Below are 24,351 nucleotides of genomic sequence, written 5' to 3'. Positions count from 1 at the left end.
CTACCCGCCCGGCGCGCCAGGGGGGTGTCGGGAGCAGATCACGGCCGTCGCACGTTGGGAAGGGCGAGACACCGTGTGTCCGTTCGGCCGCCCGGCGGTACGGGCGCCGCACGGCCGGACGAGAGGATGACGCGCATGGGCCTGCTGGACAGGATTCGTTCCCGCCGGTCGTCCGGCGGCACGAAGTCCCCGGACGGGGAGTCCTACCTGCGGGAATGGGCGCGCACGCGGATCGGTGTCGAGGCGTTCGTCGAGCCGCGGACGACGGTGACCGAGACGACGGTCGTGTTCGTCGCGCACGACGGCGAGTGGACCCGGCGCCGGGTCGGTAACCCCGGCCGCGCCCGGAAGCTGGCCCGCTCGATGCGGATCCCGATCTACGACGTCCAGCTGGTGGGATACCCGAACCGGATGCGGGAGCACGACGCCCGGCGGCGCGCCATCCGGAAGCGGGAGCGGCAGGAGGAGATGCTGCGCCGGCTCCGGGAGAAGGACCGCGACGGGTAGCTACGGCCGCAGCGACCGCGCCTTGCGCTCCCCGAGCGCCCGCATCGCCGGTTCCAGCCGCAGCGCCGGGCCCGGGGCCAGCGCGGTGAGCCGCAGGAGCGCCCCGCGCCAGGCCGGGATCGTGCGGTAGACCCGGCTCGTCCCGAACATCCCGACCAGGCCGGCCGCGACCTGCTCGGTCGTGACGAGCGTCCCGGAGCGCACCAGCGCCTGCGCCTGCCCGCCCGGCTTCATGCCGCGCAGCAGGTCGGTGTTCACCCCGTCCGGGCACACCGCGTGCACCCGGATGCCCTCCCGCCGCACCTCGGACGCGAGCCCGGACACCACCGACAGCGCGCCCGCCTTCGACGCCGCGTACACCGACAGGCCGGGCACCGGGCCGAGCGCCGACAGCGACACCGTCACCCCGATCTCGCCGCCGTGCGCCACCCCGGCGGCGGCCTGCTCGCGGAACGCCGCGACCGCGGCCCGCGCGCCCCACACCGGGCCCAGCAGGTTGATCTCGACGAGGGCGCGGGCGTGGGCCTCGGACAGCTCGGTGACCGTGCCGTCGAAACCGACACCGGCGTTGCTGACCCAGGCCCCGAGCGGCGCCAGCCGGCGGGCCTCGGCCACGACGGCGTGCGCCCCGGCCGGGTCGGTGACGTCGTGGGCGAGCCCCCCGGCCGCACCGATCCGCTCGGCGGTGGCCCGCGCGGCCGTGGCGTCGAGGTCGGTGACGAGCACCCGGTAGCCGCGCCGGACCAGCTCGGCCGCGACGGCCTCGCCGATGCCGCGGGCGGCCCCGGTGACCACCGCGGACCGGGGAGCGTGCGCGGGGATCTCGTGGCGGCCGGCCCGACGTCGTCCGATCATGCGCGGGAGTATGCCCTACCCGCCGGTAACCCCGCGACGCCCGGCCCCCGCAGCACCCGCACCCCGACGCTCGCCCTCCGCGCCGCTCGCCCTCCGTGCCCGCCGCTCGCCCTCCGCGCCGTTGGGACTCATGGAGCTTTGGTCCTGTGCCACGGGACCAAAGCTCCATGAGTCCCGGCTCGGCGGCTCAGCCGTGCGCGGCGATGTCCTCCAGGAGGGCGATCAGGGTGCGTACCGGCACACCGGTGCCGCCCTTGGTCGTGTAGCCGCGCGGCCCACCGGTGTTGAACGACGGCCCCGCGATGTCGATGTGCGCCCACGGCAGCCCGTCCGGGACGAACTCCTTGAGGAAGGTCCCCGCCAGCAGCATCCCGGCGAACCGCTGCCCGCTGACGTTCGCGATGTCCGCGACCCGGGAGTCCAGGTCACCGCGCAGGTACTCCGGCAGCGGCATCGCCCACGCGTCCTCGCCGGTGGCGACCCCGTGCGCGGCCACCCGGTCGCGCAGGTCGTCGGACCCCATGACACCTGCGGTGCGCAGGCCGAGCGCCACCTGCTGGGCCCCGGTCAGCGTGGAGGTCTCGACCAGGTAGTCGGGGGAGTCCTCGGCGGCGCGGACGATCGCGTCGGCGAGGATCAGCCTGCCCTCCGCGTCGGTGTTGAGCACCTCGACGGTCGTGCCGCCGTACATGGTGAGCACATCGGCGGGCTTGTACGCCGTCGACGACGGCATGTTCTCCGCCATCGGCACGGTGGCGGTCACGGTGACCGGGAGCTCCAGCTTCGCCGCCAGCACCACGGTCGCGACGACGGCCGCCGCGCCACCCATGTCCGAGGTCATGTCGGCCATGCCGGCGTTCGGCTTCAGCGAGATGCCGCCGGTGTCGAACGTGATGCCCTTGCCGACCAGCGCGACCCGCTTCGTCGCGGCGGTGCCGCCGTTCCAGGTCAGCCGGACCAGCCGCGGCGTGTTCGCCGAACCCTGGCCGACGCCGATGATGCCGCCGTAGCCGTTCTCCCGCAGCCGGACGTCGTCGAGCACCTCGGTGACCAGCCCGGCGCGCTCGCCGAGCGCCACGGCGTGGGCCGCGAACGTCTCCGGGACCAGCACGTTCGGGGCGGTGTTCACCAGGTCGCGCGCGGTCACGACCGCCTCGGCGACCAGGGTCGCCCTGCGGACCTCGTCCGCTCCGGTGCCGGTGAAGGCCCACGACGCGACCGGTGCGGACCCCGGGTCGGTGCGGGTGCGGTGGACGTCGAACCGGTAGCCGCCGAGCAGCGCGCCGACCACGGCGGCCTCGGCGTCGACCGCGGACAGGGTGCTGACCGCACGCTCCGTCCCGGCCAGCGCACGCGCGGCCGCACCGGCGGCGCGGCGCACCAGGTCGGCGCCGGCGGCGCCCTCGGCGGGCGCGCCCAGCCCCACCGCGACCAGGCGCGGCGCCGCGACCGCGCCGCGGGTCGGCAGCGAGACGACCTGCTCGGCCTTTCCGGTCGCGCCGACGACGCGCAGCAGCTCCACCAGCTCGCCGCCGAACGCCGCGTCGACCTCCTCGGCGCCGGGCGCGAGGACCGGGGCGGCGGGGCCGTCCTCCGCGTCCGCCTGGTGCAGGCCGACGACGAGCGCGTCGGCCTCTGCGGTCGCGGGGCCGCCGGTCGGTGCGCTGGTCTCCGGGACGGTCGGTTCGGCGATGGGCACGGGCACACTCCTCGTTCGCAGCTGTCGGGCGCGGTCCCGCCCGGGTCCGGTCCCGGCCGGTCGGCGACCCGGCGTCGTCGCGGCGGGGCGGCGGGCGGACCGCGCCGACCGGCGCCCGGACGAGTGAACGCCCAGGTCATCCCTCACGCGCGGTCACCGGCCCGTGCTCTCCGTGCGCCGGGTCGGGTGGGGAGCGGTCCGGCGAGACCGGACCGAAATGCTAATGACACCCCCGCGGCCCCATGAGGCACAGGGTCGGTGGGATGGTGACCGGGTGGCCGAGCCCCCGCACCGGATCCGCACCGCGACGGCTGTCGTCGTCGCGCTCGCGGCGATGTTCGGCACCGGTCTGTACGCGGCGCTCGCCCCGGCTGCGGCGTTCGCGGGCACCTGGTTCCCGCTGGGGATCGTCCTCGCGGCGCTCGTCGCGCTCGGCGTCGTCGCCTCCGTCGCACATCTCGCGACGGCCCGCCCGGCCGGGCCGGAGCTCGTCCGCGGGGACCTGCCGGCCCCGATGCTGCGCCTCGGTGCGGTCGCCCGGGTGATCTCGCGGACCGCGGCGGCCGCGGCGGCCGCCGGGGTGTTCGGCGCGTACGTCCTGCCGTCCCAGCCGCTGCCGGTCGCGGTGGTCGCGGTGCTCGCGGTGATCGGGGTGAACGCCGCCGGGATCCGCGTCTCGCCGGGGGCCTCGACCGGGCTGGTCGCCGCGACGCTGCTCGTGCTGGCCGTCGTCGCGGTGGTCGGGCTGGGGCCGCCCGGGCCGGACGAGACCGGGCCGTCGTCGGCCGCGGCCGCCGCCGGCGCGGCCGTCACCGAGGGTGCCGGGACACCTGCCGAACCCGTCGTCGGGACGCTGCAGGCGGCCGTCGAACCCGGCCCGCTCGGGGTGCTCACCGCGGCCGCGTTCGTGTTCTTCGTCTACACCGGGCTGGCCAGGGTCGCGGAACTCGGCGGCAGCCTGCGCGACCCGATGCGGGCGATCCGCCGGGCTCCCGCGGCCGCCGTCCTGATCACGACGGTGTTGGTGCTGGTCCTGTCGGCCGCGTTGCTGTCCGGGCTGGGCGCCGAGCGGCTCGCCGGGTCGGCGACGCCGCTCGCGTCGCTGATGGACATCGGGGGCAGCCCCGCGGTGGGGGTGCTCGTCCGGATCGCCGCGGCCGCGGCGACGGCCGCGGCCCTGCTCGGCGCGCTCTCCCGGGCCGCCGCCGGGGCGGCCCGGCTGGCCCGCGCCGGCGAGCTGCCCGCGTTCCTCGGCCGCGGCGGGCCCCGCGGGGCCCCGTGGGTCGCCGACCTGGTGCTCGGCGGGCTGACCCTCGCGCTCACCGTGGCGGCCGGCCCGGTGACGGCGATCGCCGTCGCCGTCGCCGCCGCCCTGCTCCACCACGCGCTGCTGCACCTGGCGGTCCTGCGGCTGCCCGGCCGGCCCGCCACGGCCGCGTTCGTGGCCGGCGCCGGCGGCACCGGCTGCCTGATCCTCGCCGGGGCGCTGCCCGGATGGCCGCTGGCGGCCACGGCGGTCGCGCTGGTCGCGGGCTGGGTGCTGTGCACGGTGCACGCGCGGTCGGCCGTCGACGACGGCGGCGCGGACACCGGCCCGTCCGATCCCGAGGAACGCGCCGCCTGAGGGCACGGGGCCCGGGCCGGTTCAGAGAGTCCGGGCCGCGGTCTCCGCGCCCGGATCACGGATCCCGTCGCCCCGGACTCCCCGACCACGGCCTAGGGTCGCGGGCGTGACCGAGGATCTCCTGCCCAGCCCGTTGCACGACCGGCACGTCGCCCTCGACGCCACGCTCGGCGAGTTCGGCGGCTGGTCGATGCCGATCTCGTACCCGGGTGGCACGGTCGCCGAGCACACGTCGGTGCGCGAGGCGGCCGGGCTGTTCGACGTCAGCCACCTCGGCACCGTCCCGATCACCGGGCCGGGAGCGGCCGCGCACGTGAACACCTGCCTGACCAACGACCTCGGCCGGATCGGGCCGGGCCGGGCGCAGTACACGCTGGCGTGCAACGACGCCGGCGGCGTCCTCGACGACATGATCGTCTACCTGGTGTCCGACGACGACCTGCTGCTCGTGCCGAACGCCGCGAACTCGACCCGGATCGTCACGATGCTGCAGGACGGTGCCCCGGACGGGGTCACCGTCACCGACCGGCACCGCGAGCTGGCGGTGCTCGCCGTGCAGGGGCCGCGCTCGGCGGAGGCGCTCGCCGCCGCACTGGGCGAGGCCGGCGCCGGTGTCGCGGACCTGGACTACATGGCGTTCACCGACCTCGAGGGCGGGACCGTCCGGGTCTGCCGGACCGGCTACACCGGCGAGCGCGGGTACGAGGTCGTGCTCGACGCCGAGGCCGCCCCCGCCATGTGGGACGCGCTGCTCGAGGCCGTGCGCGCCGTCGGCGGCGGGCCGTGCGGGCTGGCCGCGCGGGACACCCTGCGCACCGAGATGGGGTACCCGCTGCACGGCCACGAGCTGTCCGAGGACATCACCCCGGTCCAGGCCGGCAGCTCGTGGGCGGTCGGCTGGGACAAGCCCGCGTTCTGGGGGCGCGACGCGCTGATCGCCGAGCGGGAGGCCGGGCCGGCGCGGCGGCTGCGGGCGTTGAAGGCCACCGGTCGCGGCGTCCCGCGGGCCGGCATGACCGTGCTGGACGGCGAGGGCGGTCGCCCGGTCGGGACGGTCACCTCCGGCACGTTCTCGCCCACCCTGAAGACCGGCATCGCGCTCGCGCTGGTCGGCACCGACCCGAAGGTGTCGGTGGGCGACCCGCTGACGATCGACGTCCGCGGCCGGTCGCTGCCGGTCGAGGTGGTGAAGCCGCCATTCGTGCGCTCGCGCGCCCGTGAGTAGTTGTGCGGGCCCCGGCCCGCACAACCACTCACGACCATCGATAGGGAATCCGACTGTTTGCCGGTCGTGCGGCAGAGCTACCGTTTGCTGTCATGAGCGCGCCGCAGTTCACCGTGACCCCCAACCGCGCCCCGGCGTCCCCCCAGCGGCGCGCCGAGGTACTGGCCGACCCCGGCTTCGGCCGGTACTTCACCGACCACATGGTCACCATCCGCTACACCGAGGGCACCGGGTGGCACGACCCGGCGGTCGTCCCGTACGGGCCGTTCACCCTCGACCCGTCGGCGATGGTGCTGCACTACGGGCAGGAGATCTTCGAAGGGCTCAAGGCCTACCGGCAGCCGGACGGCTCCATCGCCTCGTTCCGGCCGGACGCCAACGCCGCCCGGTTCGCCGGGTCGGCCCGGCGGATGGCGATGGCCGAGCTGCCCGCGGAGCTGTTCCTCGCCTCGCTCACCGAGCTGCTCGCCGTGGACGCCGAGTGGGTGCCCGCCGCCGGCGGTGAGGACTCCCTCTACCTCCGCCCGTTCATGATCGCGACCGCGATCGGGCTCGGGGTGCGGCCGTCGCCGGAGTACCTCTACGCCCTCATCGCCTCGCCGGCCGGCCCGTACTTCGCGGACGGGGTGAAGCCGATGGACGTGTGGCTGGAGACCGAGTACACCCGGGCGGCCCTCGGCGGTACCGGCACCGCCAAGTGCGGCGGCAACTACGCGGCCTCGCTGCTGCCGCAGGCCATCGGCGCCGAGCACGGGTGCGCCCAGGTCGCCTACCTCGACGCCGAGGAACGTACCTGGATCGACGAGATGGGCTCGAACAACCTGTTCTTCGTGTTCCGCGACGCCGACGGCGGTCTCGAGCTCGCGACCCCGGACCTGCGCGGTGCGGTGCTGGCCGGCATCACCCGCGACTCGTTGATCACCGTGGCGAAGGACCTGGGGATCGACGTCGTCGAGCGCCGGATCTCCGGCAAGGAGTGGCTCGACCGGGCCGCCGACGGGACGCTGACGGAGGCGTTCGGCTGCGGCACCGCCGCGGTCATCACGCCGATCGGCACGGTGAAGCACGCAGGTGGCGAGGTGGCCGTCGGGAACGGTGAGCCGGGTCCCGTCACGATGCAGCTGCGCGAGGCGCTGACCGCGGTCCAGCGGGGCGCCGCCCCGGACCCGCACGGCTGGATGCGGACCCTCGTGCCCGCACCGGCCGCCGTCTGAGATCGACGATCGGGGACCGCGGCGTGCGCGCCGTGCTCCCCGGACGGGGTCACCGGCCGAGGCGTGCCGGATCCGGGCGAGGTGAGCTCACCGGCAGCGAGTCGATCAGCACGAAACGTGCTCGACCGGGCGGGAACGTGCGCATCGACCGACCAGGGGGAGGGTCGAACAGCGCGGGTTCGCCTGTCCTGGGGCGGAATCGTGCAGGTCGGTGGGCTCCGGTGGGTCGATCAGCGCGAATCTGCCCGCACCATGGCGACAACGTGCAGGTCGGCCGGCGTTGGTGAGTCGATCAGCGCGAAGCCGCCCCGCCCGGGGCGAGTACGTGCACCTGGAGCGACCTCGGCGGGTCGATCAGCACGGGTTCGCCTGTCCCGGGGCGGGATCGTGCAGGTCGGCCGGCGTTGGTGAGTCGATCAGCGCGAAGCCGCCCCGCCCGGGGCGAGTACGTTTACCTGGGGCGACCCCGGGCGAGTCGATCAGCGCGGTCGCGCCGTCGTCGGGACGACATCGCGCGCGTCGACCGATACCCGAGTGCCGGTCGGCACGAGCCCGGATCGGGGCGAGAACGCCCGCCCCGCGCGACGCTCGCCACACTCCACGACGGGTGATCACACGGTGAGCGCGGCGGCCAGCACGACCAGGACCGCGGTGCTCCCGAGCTCGGCAGCGGCACCCAGGACGTCCCCGCTCATCCCGCCGAACCGCCGCCGGGTGTGGCGGGCCAGGCCCACCACCAGCAGCGCGGCGAGCAGCACCGCACCGGCCACGGCCGCCGCGATCCCGGCCCCGGCGAGTGTGCCGGGGCCGGCCAGGTCCACCGCCCCCGGCGACCGGGTCAGCCGCTCGGCGGGCCAGAGGGCCGGTTCGGCCGCGTCGACCGCCGCCACCAGGGCCGCCGCCCCCGCACCGGCGAGCCCGGTCCACCACAGCGGTGCCACCCAGACCGGCTGCGACCCGGCGACCGTCGCCCCGAGCCCGCCCGGGCGCGCCGGAGGTGTCCCGCGGCGGGCGACCCAGCAGAACCCGGCCCGCCCGACCGCGGCGGCCAGCGCGCACGCCGCGAGGACCGCGAGCGGCGGAGCGGCGGCGAGCTGCGCCAGCGCCGCGGCCCGCCCGCCCAACACGACCAGCAGCGTGACGACGGCGAACGGGCCCGCCCCGCCGTCAGCCATGATCCGCAGCGCGCGCTCCGGCGGCCCGTAGCTGCCGAGCCCGTCGGCGGTGTCGGCGAGCCCGTCGACGTGCATGCCGCGGGTCGCGAGCGCACCCGCGCCCACGACGACCAGGCCCGCGACCAGCGGCGACACGCCGAGCGCGGTGAGCCCGACCAGCAGCCCGCCGCCGGCCAGCCCCAGCCCCAGCCCGACCACCGGGGCCCAGCGCAGCGCCGCGGCCGCCACCCCGTCCGGCAGGCCGCCGTCCGGTGTCGTGCGGACGCGGACGGGCAGCACGGTCAGCCAGCTCACCGCGAGGGCGAGCCCCGCCGCACGGCGGCGCGGCGCACCACCCGGCGGGGGACCGGTCACCGGGCGGCGCCGGCCGTCGCCGTCACCTCGCCGGGCACGATCCCGGTGCCCTCGGCGGTCCCGGTCTCGGCCAGCAACCGGGCCGCGGACACCAGCAGCGGCAGCACCGCGACGCCCGCGGTGCCGTCCTCGGTGCGCACGCCGAGATCCAGGACCGGGGTCAGCGACAGGTGCTCCAGCACCAGCCCGGCCGCCGGCTCGGTGGACGGCTGCGCGGCCAGCCACCACGCCTTCGCCCCCGGCGCGAGCTCCTCGGCCAGCAACGCCGCCGCCCCGGTCACCAGACCGTCCAGCACCGCGGGCACCTTCCGCTCGGCGGCGCGGGCGAGGAACCCGGCGAGCACGACGAGGTCGGTGCCGCCGACCGTGCGCAGGAGGGCGAGCGGGTCGCGCAGGTGCGGCCGCGCCCGCCGCAGCGCGTCCCGGATCGCGAGCGCCTTGCGCATCCAGGCCCGGTCGTCGATCCCGGAACCCCTGCCGACGACGGCGACCGGCTCGGTCCCGGTCAGCGCGGCGACCAGGGTCGCGGCCGGGGTCGTGGCGCCGACGGCGAGGGAGGCGGGGACGAGCACGTCGGCGCCGGCGTCGATCTCGGAGTCGGCGAGCCGGCGCCCGGTCCGCCAGGCGGTCGCGACCTGGTCCGCGGTGAGCGCGTCCTCCCGGTCGATCCGCCCGGTCCCGCGGGTGACGACGTACCCGGTCTCGACACCGTCGGCGGCCCCGGCCAGCCCGACGTCCACGGTGCGCACGGAGGCGCCGGCGGCGCGGGCGGCGACGGTGACCGGCAGCCGCCCGGCCGCCGCCGCGCTCGCCCGGACCGCGGAGATCTCCGGCGGGTAGGCGGAGACACGGTTCGCGGCGATCCCGTGGTCGGCGGCGAGCAGCAGGACGCGGGCGTCCAGCGGCGGCCGGGGCGGGCACTCGCCCTGGCAGGACGCGAGCCACACGCCGAGCTCGCCGATCCGTCCGAGGCCGCCCGTGGGCACGGCAAGCCCGTCGACGAGTGCGACGGCCTCCCGCCGGGTCCGCAGGTCCGGGCGGCCGACGGCGGTGGGGACGATCGGATCGGCCGGGGACGCGGGTGTGCCGGCTCCCGGTGCGCCCGCGCCGCTCAGGTCCGGCCCGCCGATGGTCCCGGGTGCGGTCGCGGTGTCGTCGGCATCCGGCCCTGCTGCGGGCACCGGTCCGGTTCCGGTGGTCGCCGGCCCGGGCGCCGGGTCCGCCCGGTCCGACGGGGCGCCGCCCGCGACGGGTCCGGTGGCGGCGCCCGTGGCGGGGGGCCCGGCGGCGGGGCCCGCGGCGATGGGCCCGGCGCCTCCCGCCGGCGCCGGGGGCAGCCGCAGCGGCCGCCCCGCCACCACCAGCACCGTGTCCGCGCACACCTCGGCCAGCGCGGCGTTCAGCTCCCCGAGCCGGTCCCGGAACAGCCGCCCGGACCGCGACTCGGGCACCACCCCGAGCCCGGTCTCGGCGGACACCAGCACGACCGGCCCCGGCGCGGCGGCGACGGCCCGGACCAGGCCGGTCACGGCGTCGTCCACCTCGGGCAGCGCCCCGGACCGGTCCCAGGCCCCGGCGTCGTCGAGCACCCCGGTCAGCCAGGTGGCGAGGTCGTCGACCAGCACCGGGCCGCCGGTCGCGAGTGCCGCGGCGAGCGCGGTGCCGCCGACCTCCTCGGTCGTCCAGGACGCCGGGCGCCGGGCCACGTGCCGGGCGATCCGGGCGTCCCACTCGGCGTCGCCCTCGATCCGCCGGCCGGTCGCCAGGTAGCGGACCGCCGCGCCGTCGTCGAACAGCCCCTCGGCGTACCGCGACTTGCCGGACCGGGTGCCGCCGAGGACGAGCGTTGCGTTCACGCCGCACATCGTGGCGCACCCGGTCGGAGCAGTGACCGGAAGGGGCGGGTCAGACGGTGTCGCCGCGCTTCACGCGGGGCTTCGGCACCCGCATCCGCCGCGGCTGCGTGGCCCGGGAGAACGCGTACCAGCCCGTCGGCAGGCCCTTGATCTCCTCGTCCGGGAACTTGGCGCGGGCCTTGCGCAGCACCTGCACGCCCAGCAGCGTCCCCTCGACGACCATGACGGCCAGCATCACGAACGTGAACAGGGTGATGTACTGCTGCAGCACCGGGTTCTGGACCAGCGCCGCGACCAGCACCAGCGCCGCCAGCGGCAGGAACAGGCCAATGACGTGCGGCCGCGAGTCGACGATGTCGCGGACGTGGGCGCGCACCTTCCCACGGTCGCGGGGCAGCAGCACCCGGTCGTCGCCGGCGTCCATCCGGCGGCGGCGCTCCGCGGCCTGCGCGCGGCGGTCCTCCTTGGACGGCCGGTTGGCCTTGGCGAGCTTCGCGGCCTCCCGCTGGGTCCGCGGCGGGGGCGGGGCGGGTCCGCGGCGCTTGCCCTCGGCGTCACGGCGCTTCGGCGTCGCCCGGCCCTTGCCGGGGGTCGTGTGGGTACGCGGACGACCGTCCGTGCCCTCGTCCTCCGCGTCCGTGGCCGCCGAGGGGTCGACGGCCGGCTGCCCGGCCTGGTCGGAGCTCTCGGAACGGCGCAGGAACCTCACCCGTCTCACAATACGGCCCCCCGCTAGCCTCCCTCGCATGCGGATCGTGGTCGCCCCGGACTCGTTCGGCGGAACGCTCAGCGCCCGTGAGGCCGCGGAGGCGATCGCCACCGGCTGGCGGCGTGCGGCACCCGGCGACGACGTCCGGATCGTGCCGCTCGCCGACGGCGGCACCGGGTTCGCCGAGGTCCTGCACACCGCGCTCGGCGGCACCGTGCACACCCTCGAGGTGACCGGCCCGCTCGGCGATCCGGTCACCGGATCCTGGCTGCAGGTCGGCGACACCGCGTACCTGGAGTGCGCGTCGGCGTGCGGGCTGCACCACGTGCCGCGTGCGGACCGGGTGCCGGTCGTGGCGCGCACGGCCACCACCCACGGCGTCGGCGAGCTGATCGCGGACGCCCGCTCCGCCGGGGTGCGCCGGATCGTCGTCGGCCTGGGCGGGTCCGCGACGACCGACGGCGGCGCCGGCATGCTCGCCGCGCTCGGCGCGGCACCGGTCGACGTGGACGGCCTCCCGCTGCCGCACGGCGGTGCCGCGCTGGCGCTCTGCGCCCGGCTGGACGGCACGCCCGACCTCGGAGGGATCGAGCTGGTCGCCGCCTCCGACGTCGACAACCCGTTGCTCGGCCCGCACGGCGCCGCCGAGGTCTTCGGGCCGCAGAAGGGCGCCGACGCGACCGCCGTCGCCGAGCTGGACGCCGCGCTCGGCACGTTCGCGGCGGTGCTGGCGGACCTCGCCGGCCGGGACGTGCGCGACGTCGCCGCCGCCGGGGCGGCGGGCGGGCTCGGCGCCGCGCTGCTCGCGCTCGGGGCGCGGGTGGAGTCCGGCGCCGGCCTGGTCCGGGATCTGGTCGGGCTGGACGCCGAGCTGGACGCCGCGGCGGCGTCCGGAGGCCTGGCCGTGACGGGGGAGGGGAGCTTCGACTGGCAGTCGCTGCGCGGGAAGCTCATCACCGCGGTCGCGCGGGGCGCCGCGGACCGGGGCATCCCGTGCGTGGTGCTGGCCGGGCAGGTCAGCGTCGGGCGCCGGGAGGCCGGCGCGGCGGGAGTCGACTCGGCGCACGCCGTCGCCGACGAGTTCGGGCTCGACGCCGCCCTGTCCGACCCCGCGGGGACGCTCGCCGAGCTGGCGTCCCGGGTCGCTCCCCGCTGGAGCCGGTGACGCGCGCCACCCCGTCGTGCGGCGATCGGGGCGTCGCCGGGCCGCCGGGTGTCGGGAGGGCGTCGTACGATGGGGGTTGCTACGAACGCCGCCGGCCCCGGGATTACGGCGGAGCCGCACGTTGTTGGGAGAGCCATGACCGTCGATAACGCGACCGACACCCAGACGCACGGCGTGGAGCTGACCGACGCCGCGGCGATCAAGGCGCGCACCCTGCTGGAGCAGGAGGGGCGCGACGACATGCACCTGCGCATCGCGGTGCAGCCGGGTGGGTGTGCCGGCCTGCGCTACCAGCTGTTCTTCGACGACCGGTCGCTGGACGGCGACCTGTTCCGCGACTTCCACGGCCTCAAGGTGGGCGTGGACCGGATGAGCGCTCCGTACCTGCAGGGCGCCGTCATCGACTTCGTCGACACCATCGAGAAGCAGGGCTTCACGATCGACAACCCCAACGCCGGTGGCTCCTGCGCCTGCGGTGACTCGTTCAACTGAGTCGTATTTTCGCAGCTCAGCGCGCTCGACGGGCCCCGTCATGATCACCTCGATCATGACGGGGCCCGTTGCCGTCACGTAGGGTGCCCCGCGTGCCTATTGCCGTGACGGGATCGATCGCCTCCGACAACCTGATGCACTTCCCGGGGAAGTTCTCCGAGCAGATCCTCGCGGATCAGCTGGACCGCATCTCGGTCAGCTTCCTCGTCGACGAGCTCGTCGTCCGCCGGGGTGGGGTCGCCGGGAACATCTCCTTCGCACTCGGCGTGCTCGGCCAGAAGCCGGTTCTGGTGGGTGCGGTGGGCCCGGACTTCGCCGAGTACCGGCGGGTCCTCGAGGACGTGGGCGTCGACACCTCCGGGGTGTCGACGTTCGACGACGTGCACACCGCCCGCTTCACCTGCACCACCGACGACGACATGCGCCAGATCGCGTCGTTCTACACCGGCGCGATGGCCCGGGCCCGCGAGATCGAGCTCGCGCCGATCGCCGCGCGCGTCGGCGGGTTCGACCTGGTGCACATCGGCGCCAACGACCCCGAGGCGATGCTGCGCCACACCGACGAGTGCCGGGCCCAGGGCTACCGGTTCATCGCGGACCCCTCGCAGCAGCTCGCCCGGATGGGCGGTGACGAGGTGAAGCGCCTGGTCGAGGGGGCCACCTACCTGATCAGCAACGACTACGAGTTCGAGCTGCTGCTGAAGAAGACCGGCTGGACCGCCCAGGACGTCGCCGGGAAGGTCGGGACGCGGATCACCACCTTCAGCGAGAAGGGCTCGGTCATCGTCGACGCCGACGGCACCGAGACCTGGGTCGACGTCGTCGCCCCGACCGCGACCGTCGACCCGACCGGGGTCGGTGACGCCTACCGGGCCGGCCTGCTGACCGGGCTGAACCGGGGGCTGTCGCTGGAGCGGTCGGCCCAGCTCGGTGCGCTCATCGCGACGTCGGTGCTCGAGACCGACGGCCCGCAGGAATGGGCCTGGGACCGCACGGCGGCCCTGGCCCGGCTGCGCGGCACCTTCGGTGACGTCGCGGCCGACGAGATCGGTGCGATCCTGCCCGCCTGAGGCACCCCTCGACGACCGAACGGCCGGCCCCGGATCCCGGGTGCCGGCCGTTCGCCGTCGGACGGGGTCAGATCTTGACCGGGTAGGTCGGCGTCGGGACGTCGGGCACGATCCGCTTCTCGACGAAGATCCCGTGCCAGAGCAGGAACACCAGCACCGCCCAGATCCGGCGGGAGTGGTCGACCGGGCCCGCGCGGTGCGCGTCGAGCATCCGGTGCACGGCCTGCAGGTCGATCAGGTGCCCGGCCCCGGAGTTCTGCAGGATGTCCCGCGCCCAGGCGTACATCTCGTCGCGCAGCCAGTGCCGGATCGGCACCGGGAAGCCCAGCTTGGGCCGGTTGAGAACGTGCGGCGGGATGATCCCCTCGCAGGCCCGGCGCAGCGCGTACTTCGTGGTGCCGTTCGCGCCGTGGGTGATCTTCTGGGACTGCGGCAGCGACGAGGCGATCCCGAAGACCTCGGGGTCGAGGAACGGCACCCGCAGCTCCAGCGAGTTGGCCATCGTCACCTTGTCCGCCTTGACCAGGATGTCGCCGCGCAGCCAGGTGAACAGGTCCACGTGCTGCATCCGGGCGACCGGGTCCCAGTCGTGCGAGGCGAAGTAGTGCGGGGCGGTGACGTCGATGTGCGACACCCGCGGGTCGTAGCCGCGCAGTACCTCGTGCAGCTGGTCGTCGCGGAAGATCCGGGCGTTGCCGTAGTACCGCTGCTCGAGCGACAGCGAGCCGCGCCGCAGCAGGTCCTTGCCCCGCATGCCCTCGGGCATCTTGCGCGACGCCCGGCGCATCAGCGGCTTCAGCGTGCCCGGCACCTTCTCGAACGGCGCCAGCGACAGCGGCTCGCGGTAGATCGAGTAGCCGCCGAACAGCTCGTCGGCTCCCTCGCCGGAGAGCACGACCTTGACGTGCTCGCGGGCCTCGCGGGCGATGAACCACAGCGGGACGAGCGCCGGGTCGGCCACCGGGTCGTCGAGGTACCAGATGATGAGCGGCAGGGCCTCCATCATCTCGTCCGGCTTGACCGTCCGGACCACGTGCCGGACGCCGATCGCGGCGGCCGACTCGGCCGCGACGTCGACCTCGGAGTAGCCCTCCCGCTCGAAGCCGGACGTGAAGGTGATCAGGTTCGGGTTGTGCTCCTTGGCGAGCGCCGCGATCGCGGTGGAGTCGATGCCGCCGGAGAGGAACGCGCCGACGGTCACGTCCGCGCGCATGTGCTTGGCCACCGAGTCGCGCAGGACATCGGCGATCTCGCCGTGCACGATGGCCTCGGCCTCGGCGCTCGCCGGGGCGTGCGAGGGCAGCGAGATGAACTTCGGCGCGAAGTAGCGCTGGTGCAGCGGCTCCTCGCCGGGCCGGACGGTCACGTGCGTCCCCGACTCGACGCGCGAGATCATCCGGTGCAGCGACATCGGCTCCGGGACGTACTGCAGCGTCAGGTAGTGCTGCAGTGCGGCGGGCTCGAGGTCCAGGCCCAGGCCCAGCTCGCCGGCCAGCGCGAGGATCGACTTCTTCTCGCTGGCGAACACCGTGCCGGCCGCCGTGGTGGCCAGGAACAGCGGCTTGATCCCGAACGGGTCGCGGGCGACGAACAGCTCCCGCTCGACGGCGTCCCAGATGGCGAAGGCGAACATCCCGCGCAGCCGCTGCACGGCGGCCGGGCCCCAGTAGTGGAACGCGGCGACGATGACCTCGCCGTCGCCCTCGGTGGCGAACGCGGCGTCGTAGGTCTCGATGAGCTCCTCGCGGAGCTCCAGGTAGTTGTAGATCTCGCCGTTGAAGACGATGGTGTAGCGGGTGTCCTCACCCGGCACCGGCCCCCAGTGCAGGGGCTGGTGCGAGTGCTCGACGTCGATGATGGACAGCCGGTTGAACCCGAGGACGAGGTCGTGGTCGTTCCACGTCGCGCTCTCGTCGGGGCCGCGGTGCCGCGCACAGCGCAGCGCGTCGGCGATCGGCTCGACCCGGGTCGCGGCGTCCGCCCCGGCGGTCAGCAGTCCCAGCAGTCCGCACACATCGGCCAGTATGACGAGTCAGCCGGACGGATCTCGCGCGCCCCGGTGCGTCGGCGCCTTCCTCCTGCGAGACTGCCGATTTCCGGCGCCGGACGATCGACGCGCCGCAACCCCGGGGGGCGCGTGTCGCGGGGGGTTCGTCTAGGCTCTACGCGAGGTCGAAGACGCCTGCTCCGTCCGAGTGACGGGGCGGTGCGGCTCCGATCATCCCCGTGGTGACGGTAGAGGGAAGAACGTGCTGGCAGTGCGGCTGACGCAGGAGAAGACAGGAAGGCGGCGCGCAGTGGCCCGATCGGAAGGCCGCTCCCGGATCGCCCGGGCGGCGAAGCTCGGCCTGCTGGGTGTGCCGGCCGTGCTGGCATTGTCCGGCTGCTCGGTCGAGGAGGTCATCCGGTTCGGATGGCCGGTCGGGGTCACCCCCGAGGCCGAGTCCATGCGGAACCTGTGGACCTGGTCCGCGATCGCTGCGCTGGTCGTCGGCGTCATCACCTGGGGCGCGATGTTCTGGGCGATGATCTTCCACCGGAAGCGGAAGGACGACGACGGCTCGCTCCCGCGCCAGACCCAGTACAACCTGCCCGTCGAGATCGTCTTCACCGCGATCCCGACCGTGATCGTCGCGGTGCTGTTCGGCTTCACGGTGAACGTGCAGAACTTCGTCGACAAGGAGGAGGTCACCGCGGGCGGGCCCGCCGACCTCCGCGTCGACATCGTCGGGTTCCAGTGGAACTGGGAGTTCTCCTACCCGGACGAGGTCGCTGCGAACGGCAGGCCGGTGAGCACGCTCGGCACCAGCGACGTCATCCCGATCATGGTCGTCCCGACCGGGCGCTCGATCGCGTTCACGCAGCGCTCGCCCGATGTGATCCACTCGTTCTACGTGCCCGAGTTCCTGTTCAAGCGGGACGTCTTCCCCTACCCGGAGCGCAACGAGCAGGACAACACCTGGGTGATCGACGGCATCGACCGCCAGGGCGCCTTCGTCGGCCGGTGCGCCGAGCTGTGCGGCACCTACCACTCGCAGATGAACTTCGAGGTGCGTGCCCTCGAGCCCGCGCTCTTCGACCGCTACATCCAGCTCCGCAAGGCGACGAACCCGCAGACCGGGCAGCCGTACACCACCGGTGAGGCGCTGCAGGCGCTCAACTGCGGTCAGTGGTGCGCGCCGGAGGCGGTCACCACGCAGCCGTTCACGACCGAGCGGGGCCAGCTGGCCGCGCAGGTCACGGGCTGAGGGAGGACGACCATGAAGATCGAGTCCCGGATCTTCGAGATCTGCACCGTGTTCTTCTTCGTGTGCGGCATCGTGTACACGGTGCTGGCCCGCGAGCCCGTCGGCATCGCCGCCCTGTTCCTGACCGGTGGCCTGTCGCTGATCGTCGGCACCTACTTCCGGTTCGTCTCCCGGCGGCTCGAGGAGCGGCCCGAGGACAACCCGGACGCCGAGGTCTCCGACGGCGCCGGCGAGGTCGGCTTCTTCTCCCCGGGCAGCTACTGGCCGATCGGCCTGGCCGCGGCCGCCGCGTTCACCGGGATCGGCCTGGCGTTCTTCTACGCGTGGATGATCGTGGTCGGCTTGACGCTGGTCCTGATCGCCGTGGGTGGCCTGGTCTTCGAGTACCACCGGGGCCCCGCCCACCACTGAGTCCCGCGCCCGACGACCCCCGCTCCCGCACCCGGGACGGGGGTCGTCGCGCGTCCGGGCACCGGCTCGACCGACCGCCGCGAACCGCTCGGCGCGGCGGCCTTGACGGGCGGGGTGACGGCGATCACAGTTCCTAACTGTGTTAGGGGAACCGGTCACGAGTTGGAAAACCGCCCGCCGTAAGGTGGCGCGGGAGGCGATCCTGGACGCGGCCTGGGCGGTCGCGCGCGAGCAGGGGATCGCCGCGGTCACGCTGCGCGAGGTCGCGACCCGGGTCGGGATGCGACCGCCGTCGCTGTACTCGCACTTCGACTCCAAGCACGCGATCTACGACGCCATGTTCGGGCAGGCCTGGCAGGACTTCGACGACAGCGTCGCCGCCGTCGAGCTCCCGGACGACCCGCGTGCGGCCCTGCACACGCTCACCCGCCACTACGTGACGTTCTCCCTCGAGGATCTCGCGCGCCACCAGCTGATGGACCAGCGCGTGATCCCCGACTTCACCCCGACACCGGAGAACTACGCGCCCGCCGTGCGGGCCCTGGAACGCGTGCGCCGCGCGCTCGAGCAGATCACCGGCGGGCTCGACGACGACGACATGGACCTGATCGTCGTCGTCACCGGCGGTCTCGTCGGCGCCCAGTGGCAGAACGACCCCGGCGGCACGCGCTACGTCCGCCAGCTCGACCGCATCGTCGACCTGCTGGCCGACGAGCTCGACCTTCCCACCACCCGGCCGTCCGAGGAGACACGACGACCATGACCACCATCCCGGCGGTGTCCGCCACCCGCGGCCCGGCACTCGACCACGACACGGCGATGCGCCTGGCGGCGACCGAATACGGCCGCTACCTCGCGCAGCTGCGGAGCCTGTCCCCCGAGGAGTGGGCCGCGCCGACCGACTGCCCGGCCTGGGACGTGCGGCAGATGGCCGCGCACAACCTCGGTATGGCCGTGATGGCGGCCTCGGCACCGGAGATGGTCCGGCAGAACGTCAAGGCGCAGCTGCGCCAGCGGAAGCACGGCGGGCTCCTCATCGACTGCCTGACCGGGCTGCAGGTCGAGGAGCGGGCCGGGATGAGCCCGGACGAGATCGTCGCGCGCTACGCCGAAGCCGGTCCGCGAGCCGCCCGGGGCCGCCGCAGCCGCCCCGCCTGGCTGCGCCGCGCGCCGATGCCCGACCGGCAGGTCGTCGGTGGCGTCGCCGAGCGATGGACCTGGGGTTTCCTCTTCGACACGATCCTCACCCGGGACACCTGGATGCACCGCATGGACACCGCGCGCGCCACCGGTCGGGCGCCGGAGCTCACGGCGGGCCACGACGGCGCGCTCGTCGCCGACGTCGTCGCCGAGTGGGCGGAACGCCACGGCTCGCCCTGCACGCTGACCCTCACCGGACCCGCAGGCGGGCGCTGGGAGTTCGGGGCCGGGGGAGCCGAGCTGGAGCTGGACGCCGTCGAGTTCTGCCGTGTCGTCAGCCGCCGCGCCCCGGCGACGGAGCTGCTCGACACCGAGGTCCCGTTCTGACGCTCCGCGGCCGGAGGCCCCGGTGGGCCGGGCCCGCGGAGCGGCGACGCCGTCACCAACGGCACACCGGAACGATCTCCGCCGACCGGCCCGCGCGCCTATCCTCGACGGCGGCACGAGCCGACCGGAGGGACCGACCGCCATGCCGGATCAGACGCGGGCCGCCGGGGAACCGACCGGCCGCCGGCGCCCGTCCGTGGACGTCCCCGCCGGCGCGGAGGGCGCCCCGCCCGGCGGGTCCGCGGCCGAGGCGGTGCCGCCGACCGGCCGGCTCCGGCCGGACTCCGAACCGGGCAACCCGCTGGACCCGCACCTGGTCCGGGCCCTGGACGGTTGGGGCAACGGTGCGCTGCGCGAGTACCTGCTCCGCGACGGGCCGCACCTCCCGCAGGCGATGCAGTGGCCGTCCGGCTGGCCCGGCCGGACCCGGCTGGGCGTGCAGATGGCCTACCTGCTGACCGGGCTGCCGCTGGCACTGGTCAGCGGGATCGTGGTTCTGGTCGGGCTGGGGCTCGGCGCGGCGACGTTCGTGCTCTGGATCGGGCTCCCGATCACCGTCGGCACGCTCGCCGCGGCGCGGGGGTTCGCCGAGCTGGAACGCCGCGCGACCGTGGCCGCGACCGGACGGCCGTTGCCGCCGCACCACTACCGGCCCAACCGCGGACGCCGGCTGATGGGGCGGCTGTTCCGCGCGCTGGCCGACCCGCAGAGCTGGCGCGACCTCGCGCACGCCGCCGCGGCGCTCCCGCTGCGGATCGTCACCGCCGCCGTCGCGCTGGTGTGGGCCGTGACCGGGCTCGCCGGGCTGCTCTACGTGTTCTGGCAGTGGTCGCTGCCGCGCGGCGACGACGGCTGGACGCTGTTCCGGTCGGTCACCGGCTTCCAGTCGACGGTCGGCGACATCGCGCTGAACACCGGTCTCGGCGTCCTGCTGCTGGTCACGCTGCCGACGGTGGTGCGCTGGCTGACCGACGTCCGCGCCCTGCTGGCCCGCGGCCTGCTCACCAACCAGACCGCCGCGCTGCGCGCCCGCGCCCAGGCGCTCGCCGCGGGGCGGCGGGCCGCGGTCGCGGCGGAGGCCCAGACGTTGCGCCGGCTGGAACGCGACATCCACGACGGCCCGCAGCAGCGGCTGGTCCGCCTCGGGATGGACCTGGAGACGGCCGTCCGGCGGCTCGACGACGACCCCGAACGCGCCCGCCCGCTCCTGCACGAGGCCCTGGAACAGACCCGCGAGGCGCTCTCGGAGCTGCGGGCGGTGTCCCGCGGCATCGCCCCGCCGATCCTCGCCGACCGGGGCCTCGGTCCGGCCCTGGCCGCGGCGGCCGGGCGCAGCCCCGTCCGCGTCGACCTCGACGTCGGCCTGGACCCCGGCACCCGGCTGCCCGCGCTGGTGGAGAACACGGCGTACTTCGTCGTGTCGGAGGCGCTGACCAACGTGGCCAAGCACGCCGGCGCGTCCGCGGTGTCGGTCACGGTCGCCGTCGACGGGTCGCTGCTGCGGATCGTGGTGCGTGACGACGGCCGTGGCGGCGCCCACCTCGGCAAGGGCCACGGGCTGGCCGGGCTCGCCGACCGCCTGGAGATCGTCGAGGGCCGCCTCGACGTGCACAGCCCGCCGGGCGGTCCCACGGTCCTGACCGCGGAGGTACCGGTCGCCGGACTGGGGGAGGCGTGACCCAGGATGTGCGCATGACGATGCGCGTGGTCCTCGCCGAGGACTCGATGCTGCTGCGCGAGGGCCTGGTCCGGCTGCTGGAGGAGGCGGGCGCGACGGTGCTCGCCGCGGTGGGTGACGGGACCGCGCTGGTCGAGGCGGTGGGCGAGCACGCACCGGAGGTGGCGGTCGTCGACGTGCGGATGCCGCCGTCGTTCACCGACGAGGGCCTGCGCGCCGCGCTCGAGATCCGCCGGCAGCACCCGGAGGTCGGCATCCTCGTGCTGTCCCAGTACGTCGAGGAGTCCTACGCCACCGACCTCCTGGAGGCCGGTGGCGGGGTCGGCTACCTGCTGAAGGACCGGGTGTCCAAGCTCGCCGACCTCTCCGACGCGTTGAGCCGGGTCGCCGCGGGCGGCACCGTCCTCGACCCGGAGGTCGTGTCCGCGCTGCTGACGAAGCGCCGCCGCCGGGACCCGCTCGCGGAGCTCTCGCCGCGCGAGCGGGAGGTGCTGGAGCTGATGGCGCAAGGCCGCACCAACACCGCGATCGGACGCCTGATGGTCATCACCCAGGGGGCCGTCGAGAAGCACATCTCGTCGATCTTCACCAAGCTGGGCCTGCCGCCGTCGTCGGACGACCACCGCCGGGTGATGGCGGTACTGGCCTGGCTGGAGGGCTGACCGGCGTGCCGGAGCTGCCCACCTGGCCCCACCCGTAAGCCACTCATGGAGCTTTAGTCCTGTGCCACGGGACCAAAGCTCAATGAGTGGCAACACAAGGGGGAGTGGGGCAGCGGGGGAGCGGTGGTCAGGCCGTGGCTCGGTGTCGCCGGGCGGCGAGCACCGTGACCCCGGCGAACGCCAGCCCGGCGCCCAGCGCCCACCCGGCGAGCACGTCGGACAACCAGTGCACGCCCAGGTAGACCCGGGTGAACCCGACCGCGCCCACCCACAGCACCGCGAAAGCAGTGAGCAGCACCCGCACGCGGCGGGTCAGGGAGGGCCAGAACACCAGCACCAGCGCGGTCCACGCGGCCGCCGCCATCGTCGCGTGCCCGGACGGCAGTGACTCGTTCGCCTCGGCCAGGACCTGCAGGTCCGCCGGCGGCCGCGCCCGGTCCACGAGCCGCTTGAGCGCGGTGAACACCAGGCTCGCGACGATCGGCACCGCCGCCAGGCAGGCCCCCTCCGCCCGGCGGCCGCGCCAGGCCAGCACGGCTCCCGCGGCCAGCGCGACCAGCGTGCTGCCGACGGTGTTGCCGACCTCGGTCACGACGAGCGCCGCGGTCACCGGCGCCGGCTCCCGCCCGGCGGCGAGCACGGCCGCGGCCGCCGCGTCCCGGTGCAGCCCCCCGCTCCCGCCGATGAGGAGCATCGAGACCGCCGACACCAGCAGGAGCGCCGCCACGACCCCCGTCGTGCGCGGATCCGGTCGATGATCGTCCACGAGACCAGTGTGCCCGGCGGTGCGGTGCGCCCGCCGGGTCCGGTCAGCGCCCGCGCCAACTCCGGTAGCGGCCGATCAGCGCGGCGGTGGAGGCGTCCAGACCGGCCTCGGCCGCGTCCGGCGGGTCCGCGGCGTACAGCGCGGGGCCGAACTGCCTGGCCATCACCTTGCCGAGCTCGACCCCCCACTGGTCGAACGAGTCGATCCCCCAGATCACCCCCTCCACGAACGTCACGTGCTCGTAGAAGGCGATCAGCTGGCCCAGCACCGACGGCGTCAGCCTCTCCGCCAGGATCGTCGACGACGGCCGGTTGCCCGGCATCACCTTGTGCGGCACGAGGTCGGCCGGGGTGCCCTCGGCCTCGATCTCCTCGGCGGTCTTGCCGAACGCCAGTGCCGCGCTCTGCGCGAAGAGGTTCGCCATGAACAGGTCGTGCATGTCGGCCTCGCCCTCGCCGGGCAGGTCGTGGTTCGGCCGTGCGAAGCCGATGAAGTCGGCCGGCACGAGTCGGGTGCCCTGGTGCAGCAGCTGGTAGAACGCGTGCTGGCCGTTGGTGCCGGGTTCGCCCCAGAAGATCTCGCCGGTCGTCGTGGTGACCGGGCTGCCGTCCAGGTGGACCGACTTGCCGTTGGACTCCATCGTCAGCTGCTGCAGGTAGGCCGGGAGGCGGTGCAGGTACTGGGAGTAGGGCAGCACCGCGCGGGTCTCGGCGCCGAAGAAGTTCGCGTACCAGACGCCGAGCATCCCGGCGATGACCGGCAGGTTCTCCTCGAGCGGGGTCTCGCGGAAGTGGACGTCCATCGCGTGCATGCCGGCCAGGAACTCGGCGAAGCGCTCCTTGCCGATCGCGCACATCAGCGACAGGCCGATCGCGGAGTCCAGCGAGTACCGGCCACCCACCCAGTCCCAGAAGCCGAACATGTTCTCGGTGGCGATCCCGAACTCGGCCACCTTCTCCGCGTTCGTCGACACCGCCACGAAGTGCCGCGCGACGGCCTTCTCGTCGTCCGTGCCCAGCGTGTCCAGCAGCCACGACCGGGCGTTGCGCGCGTTGGTCAGCGTCTCCTGGGTCGTGAACGTCTTGGACGAGACGATGAACAACGTCGTCGCCGGGTCCAGGTCGGACACGGTCTCGGACAGGTCGGTCGGGTCGATGTTGGACACGAACCGGCACTCGAGGTCGCGCTGGGCGTAGTCGCGCAGCGCCTCGTAGGCCATGACCGGTCCCAGGTCGGAGCCGCCGATGCCGATGTTGACGATCGTCCGGATCCGCTCGCCGGTGAAGCCGGTCCACTCCCCGGAGCGCACCGCGTCGGCGAAGGCGCCCATGCGGTCGAGGACGGCGTGCACGTCGGCGACGACGTCCTGCCCGTCGACCACGAGCTCGGCGTCGCGGGGCAGCCGCAGCGCTGTGTGCAGCACCGCACGGTCCTCGGAGGTGTTGACGTGCGCGCCGGTGAACATCGCCTCGGTGCGCTCGGGCAGGCCGGCCGCGCGCGCGAGCGCGGCCAGGAGCCCGATCGTCTCCCGGGTGATGCGGTGCTTGGAGTAGTCGAGGAGGAGGTCCGCGCCCTCGGCGGTCAGGGCCGACGCCCGATCCGGGTCGTCGGCGAACAGCGCGCGCAGGTGGCGCGGCTCCATCACCGCCGCATGCTCGATCAGCGCGGTCCACTCGGGGGTCGCCGTGATGTCTCTGCCGATGACGTTGCTCGTGTCGGACACCCGGCCATCATTCCGCAGCGTCAAGCCGCGGGGCGTGGCGGCGCGGCGGACACCCGGGTACGTCCGGAGGGCCCGCCCGGCACTGGGCCGGCCGGGTGTACCGCCCGGCGAGAACGGGGCCGCGGTGGACGAACGGTCGATTCGGCTCGACGGGATGCACCCGTTGCGCACCGTGCGCGTGCGCCGGGTTGCGCCGTCCGGCCGGCGCTGCGGCGACCGAGTGACGGCCGCCCCGGCACCCGGAACGGTCCGTGCTCGCCGTCGGTGCCGGGCGCCCCGGGTACTGCCGTTCGCCCGGTCGTGCCCGTGGATCCGCCGGTCACGGCCCCGTCCGGCGCCGGGTCGCGCGACGAGCTGTGAGCCATCCCGCACTCGTCGCCCAATGCGGTCG

21 protein-coding genes are annotated in these 24,351 nt (G+C 74.8%); 13 read left to right on the top strand and 8 right to left on the bottom strand.

Going from position 1 to position 24,351, the window contains the following annotated elements:
- The first annotated feature begins 135 nt into the window (after positions 1-135).
- Positions 136-507 (top strand): oxidoreductase, encoded by a 372-nt coding sequence (locus tag H7X46_RS17620; protein WP_186360441.1) that lies wholly within the window; start codon positions 136-138, stop codon positions 505-507.
- Here the strand turns inward: H7X46_RS17620 and H7X46_RS17615 are convergent, their stop codons facing one another.
- Both H7X46_RS17615 and H7X46_RS17610 read right to left on the bottom strand, forming a co-directional pair.
- Entirely contained in the window at positions 508-1,362 is an 855-nt protein-coding gene (locus H7X46_RS17615; RefSeq protein WP_186360440.1) for an SDR family oxidoreductase, read from the bottom strand. It abuts the gene before it with no gap.
- Between the two features lie 187 nt (positions 1,363-1,549).
- Entirely contained in the window at positions 1,550-3,055 is a 1,506-nt protein-coding gene (locus H7X46_RS17610; protein WP_186362735.1) for a leucyl aminopeptidase, read from the bottom strand.
- A gap of 280 nt (positions 3,056-3,335) precedes the next feature.
- Here H7X46_RS17610 and H7X46_RS17605 point away from each other — a divergent pair, with 280 nt between their 5' ends.
- The 3 genes from H7X46_RS17605 (at position 3,336) to H7X46_RS17595 (ending at position 7,124) form a co-directional block, all read left to right on the top strand.
- Complete coding sequence (locus H7X46_RS17605; RefSeq protein WP_186360439.1) at positions 3,336-4,685, top strand: amino acid permease; 1,350 nt, start codon at positions 3,336-3,338, stop codon at positions 4,683-4,685.
- Between the two features lie 106 nt (positions 4,686-4,791).
- The gene (gcvT, locus tag H7X46_RS17600; protein WP_186360438.1) at positions 4,792-5,910 is read left to right on the top strand and encodes a glycine cleavage system aminomethyltransferase GcvT; all 1,119 of its coding nucleotides are present in this window, start codon (positions 4,792-4,794) and stop codon (positions 5,908-5,910) included.
- A gap of 92 nt (positions 5,911-6,002) precedes the next feature.
- Positions 6,003-7,124 (top strand): branched-chain amino acid aminotransferase, encoded by a 1,122-nt coding sequence (locus H7X46_RS17595; RefSeq protein WP_186360437.1) that lies wholly within the window; start codon positions 6,003-6,005, stop codon positions 7,122-7,124.
- Between the two features lie 611 nt (positions 7,125-7,735).
- Here H7X46_RS17595 and H7X46_RS17590 read toward each other — a convergent pair.
- Genes H7X46_RS17590 through H7X46_RS17580 form a run of 3 tightly spaced genes read right to left on the bottom strand, consistent with a single transcriptional unit; the run spans position 7,736 to position 11,218 of the window.
- Positions 7,736-8,653 carry an adenosylcobinamide-GDP ribazoletransferase gene (locus tag H7X46_RS17590; protein ID WP_186360436.1) on the bottom strand — a complete coding sequence of 306 codons (918 nt, stop codon included), beginning with the start codon at positions 8,651-8,653 and terminating at the stop codon, positions 7,736-7,738.
- Positions 8,650-10,509, bottom strand: a complete 1,860-nt coding sequence (locus H7X46_RS30765; RefSeq protein WP_186360435.1) for a bifunctional adenosylcobinamide kinase/adenosylcobinamide-phosphate guanylyltransferase — start codon at positions 10,507-10,509, stop codon at positions 8,650-8,652. The genes H7X46_RS17590 and H7X46_RS30765 overlap by 4 nt, the downstream gene beginning before the upstream one ends.
- Before the next feature lie 49 nt (positions 10,510-10,558).
- The gene (locus H7X46_RS17580; RefSeq protein ID WP_370588826.1) at positions 10,559-11,218 is read right to left on the bottom strand and encodes a DUF3043 domain-containing protein; all 660 of its coding nucleotides are present in this window, start codon (positions 11,216-11,218) and stop codon (positions 10,559-10,561) included.
- 37 nt (positions 11,219-11,255) lie between these two features.
- Here H7X46_RS17580 and H7X46_RS17575 point away from each other — a divergent pair, with 37 nt between their 5' ends.
- From H7X46_RS17575 to H7X46_RS17565, 3 genes are all read left to right on the top strand, one after another.
- Positions 11,256-12,383 carry a glycerate kinase gene (locus H7X46_RS17575; protein ID WP_186360433.1) on the top strand — a complete coding sequence of 376 codons (1,128 nt, stop codon included), beginning with the start codon at positions 11,256-11,258 and terminating at the stop codon, positions 12,381-12,383.
- Between the two features lie 135 nt (positions 12,384-12,518).
- The gene (locus tag H7X46_RS17570; protein ID WP_186360432.1) at positions 12,519-12,875 is read left to right on the top strand and encodes an iron-sulfur cluster assembly accessory protein; all 357 of its coding nucleotides are present in this window, start codon (positions 12,519-12,521) and stop codon (positions 12,873-12,875) included.
- A 134-nt stretch (positions 12,876-13,009) separates the two neighbouring features.
- Complete coding sequence (locus tag H7X46_RS17565; protein ID WP_222132106.1) at positions 13,010-13,945, top strand: carbohydrate kinase family protein; 936 nt, start codon at positions 13,010-13,012, stop codon at positions 13,943-13,945.
- A gap of 67 nt (positions 13,946-14,012) precedes the next feature.
- Here the strand turns inward: H7X46_RS17565 and asnB are convergent, their stop codons facing one another.
- Positions 14,013-15,959 (bottom strand): asparagine synthase (glutamine-hydrolyzing), encoded by a 1,947-nt coding sequence (gene asnB, locus H7X46_RS17560; RefSeq protein ID WP_186360430.1) that lies wholly within the window; start codon positions 15,957-15,959, stop codon positions 14,013-14,015.
- 283 nt (positions 15,960-16,242) lie between these two features.
- Here asnB and H7X46_RS17555 point away from each other — a divergent pair, with 283 nt between their 5' ends.
- The 6 genes from H7X46_RS17555 to H7X46_RS17530 all read left to right on the top strand — a co-directional run bounded on the left by H7X46_RS17555 (position 16,243) and on the right by H7X46_RS17530 (position 21,471).
- Positions 16,243-17,193: a cytochrome c oxidase subunit II gene (locus tag H7X46_RS17555; RefSeq protein WP_186360429.1), complete on the top strand. Its 951-nt coding sequence runs from the start codon at positions 16,243-16,245 to the stop codon at positions 17,191-17,193.
- A 12-nt stretch (positions 17,194-17,205) separates the two neighbouring features.
- Positions 17,206-17,604 carry a cytochrome c oxidase subunit 4 gene (locus H7X46_RS17550; RefSeq protein WP_186360428.1) on the top strand — a complete coding sequence of 133 codons (399 nt, stop codon included), beginning with the start codon at positions 17,206-17,208 and terminating at the stop codon, positions 17,602-17,604.
- 184 nt (positions 17,605-17,788) lie between these two features.
- The gene (locus H7X46_RS17545) at positions 17,789-18,367 is read left to right on the top strand and encodes a TetR/AcrR family transcriptional regulator (RefSeq protein ID WP_186360427.1); all 579 of its coding nucleotides are present in this window, start codon (positions 17,789-17,791) and stop codon (positions 18,365-18,367) included.
- Positions 18,364-19,131, top strand: coding sequence for a maleylpyruvate isomerase family mycothiol-dependent enzyme (locus H7X46_RS17540; protein ID WP_222131349.1), 768 nt, complete (start codon positions 18,364-18,366; stop codon positions 19,129-19,131). The genes H7X46_RS17545 and H7X46_RS17540 overlap by 4 nt, the downstream gene beginning before the upstream one ends.
- A gap of 142 nt (positions 19,132-19,273) precedes the next feature.
- Positions 19,274-20,809, top strand: a complete 1,536-nt coding sequence (locus tag H7X46_RS17535; RefSeq protein ID WP_186360426.1) for a sensor histidine kinase — start codon at positions 19,274-19,276, stop codon at positions 20,807-20,809.
- A gap of 20 nt (positions 20,810-20,829) precedes the next feature.
- A complete protein-coding gene (locus H7X46_RS17530) occupies positions 20,830-21,471 on the top strand; it encodes a response regulator transcription factor (protein ID WP_186362733.1) in 642 nt (213 codons plus the stop codon).
- 127 nt (positions 21,472-21,598) lie between these two features.
- On the opposite strand, the gene H7X46_RS17525 is transcribed toward H7X46_RS17530, so the two are convergent.
- Both H7X46_RS17525 and pgi read right to left on the bottom strand, forming a co-directional pair.
- Positions 21,599-22,237, bottom strand: a complete 639-nt coding sequence (locus tag H7X46_RS17525) for a phosphatase PAP2 family protein (protein WP_186360425.1) — start codon at positions 22,235-22,237, stop codon at positions 21,599-21,601.
- A 43-nt stretch (positions 22,238-22,280) separates the two neighbouring features.
- The gene (gene pgi, locus H7X46_RS17520) at positions 22,281-23,960 is read right to left on the bottom strand and encodes a glucose-6-phosphate isomerase (protein ID WP_370588825.1); all 1,680 of its coding nucleotides are present in this window, start codon (positions 23,958-23,960) and stop codon (positions 22,281-22,283) included.
- Positions 23,961-24,351: the final 391 nt, after the last annotated feature.

Origin of the sequence: Pseudonocardia sp. C8, from assembly GCF_014267175.1 — a bacterium.
Classification (GTDB): Bacteria; Actinomycetota; Actinomycetes; order Mycobacteriales; family Pseudonocardiaceae; genus Pseudonocardia.
Note: the sequence above shows the minus strand (reverse complement) of the source record. Positions and strands in the feature narration are given on the sequence as shown.

Bases quoted from the DNA above. Each gene is read 5' to 3' on its own strand.
- H7X46_RS17620 (WP_186360441.1), top strand. From the start codon at position 136: ATGGGCCTGCTGGACAGGATTCGTTCCCGCCGGTCGTCCGGCGGCACG.
- H7X46_RS17615 (WP_186360440.1), bottom strand. From the start codon at position 1,362: ATGATCGGACGACGTCGGGCCGGCCGCCACGAGATCCCCGCGCACGCT.
- H7X46_RS17595 (WP_186360437.1), top strand. From the start codon at position 6,003: ATGAGCGCGCCGCAGTTCACCGTGACCCCCAACCGCGCCCCGGCGTCC.
- H7X46_RS17575 (WP_186360433.1), top strand. From the start codon at position 11,256: ATGCGGATCGTGGTCGCCCCGGACTCGTTCGGCGGAACGCTCAGCGCC.
- H7X46_RS17570 (WP_186360432.1), top strand. From the start codon at position 12,519: ATGACCGTCGATAACGCGACCGACACCCAGACGCACGGCGTGGAGCTG.
- H7X46_RS17565 (WP_222132106.1), top strand. From the start codon at position 13,010: ATGCACTTCCCGGGGAAGTTCTCCGAGCAGATCCTCGCGGATCAGCTG.
- H7X46_RS17550 (WP_186360428.1), top strand. From the start codon at position 17,206: ATGAAGATCGAGTCCCGGATCTTCGAGATCTGCACCGTGTTCTTCTTC.
- H7X46_RS17540 (WP_222131349.1), top strand. From the start codon at position 18,364: ATGACCACCATCCCGGCGGTGTCCGCCACCCGCGGCCCGGCACTCGAC.
- H7X46_RS17535 (WP_186360426.1), top strand. From the start codon at position 19,274: ATGCCGGATCAGACGCGGGCCGCCGGGGAACCGACCGGCCGCCGGCGC.
- H7X46_RS17530 (WP_186362733.1), top strand. From the start codon at position 20,830: ATGCGCGTGGTCCTCGCCGAGGACTCGATGCTGCTGCGCGAGGGCCTG.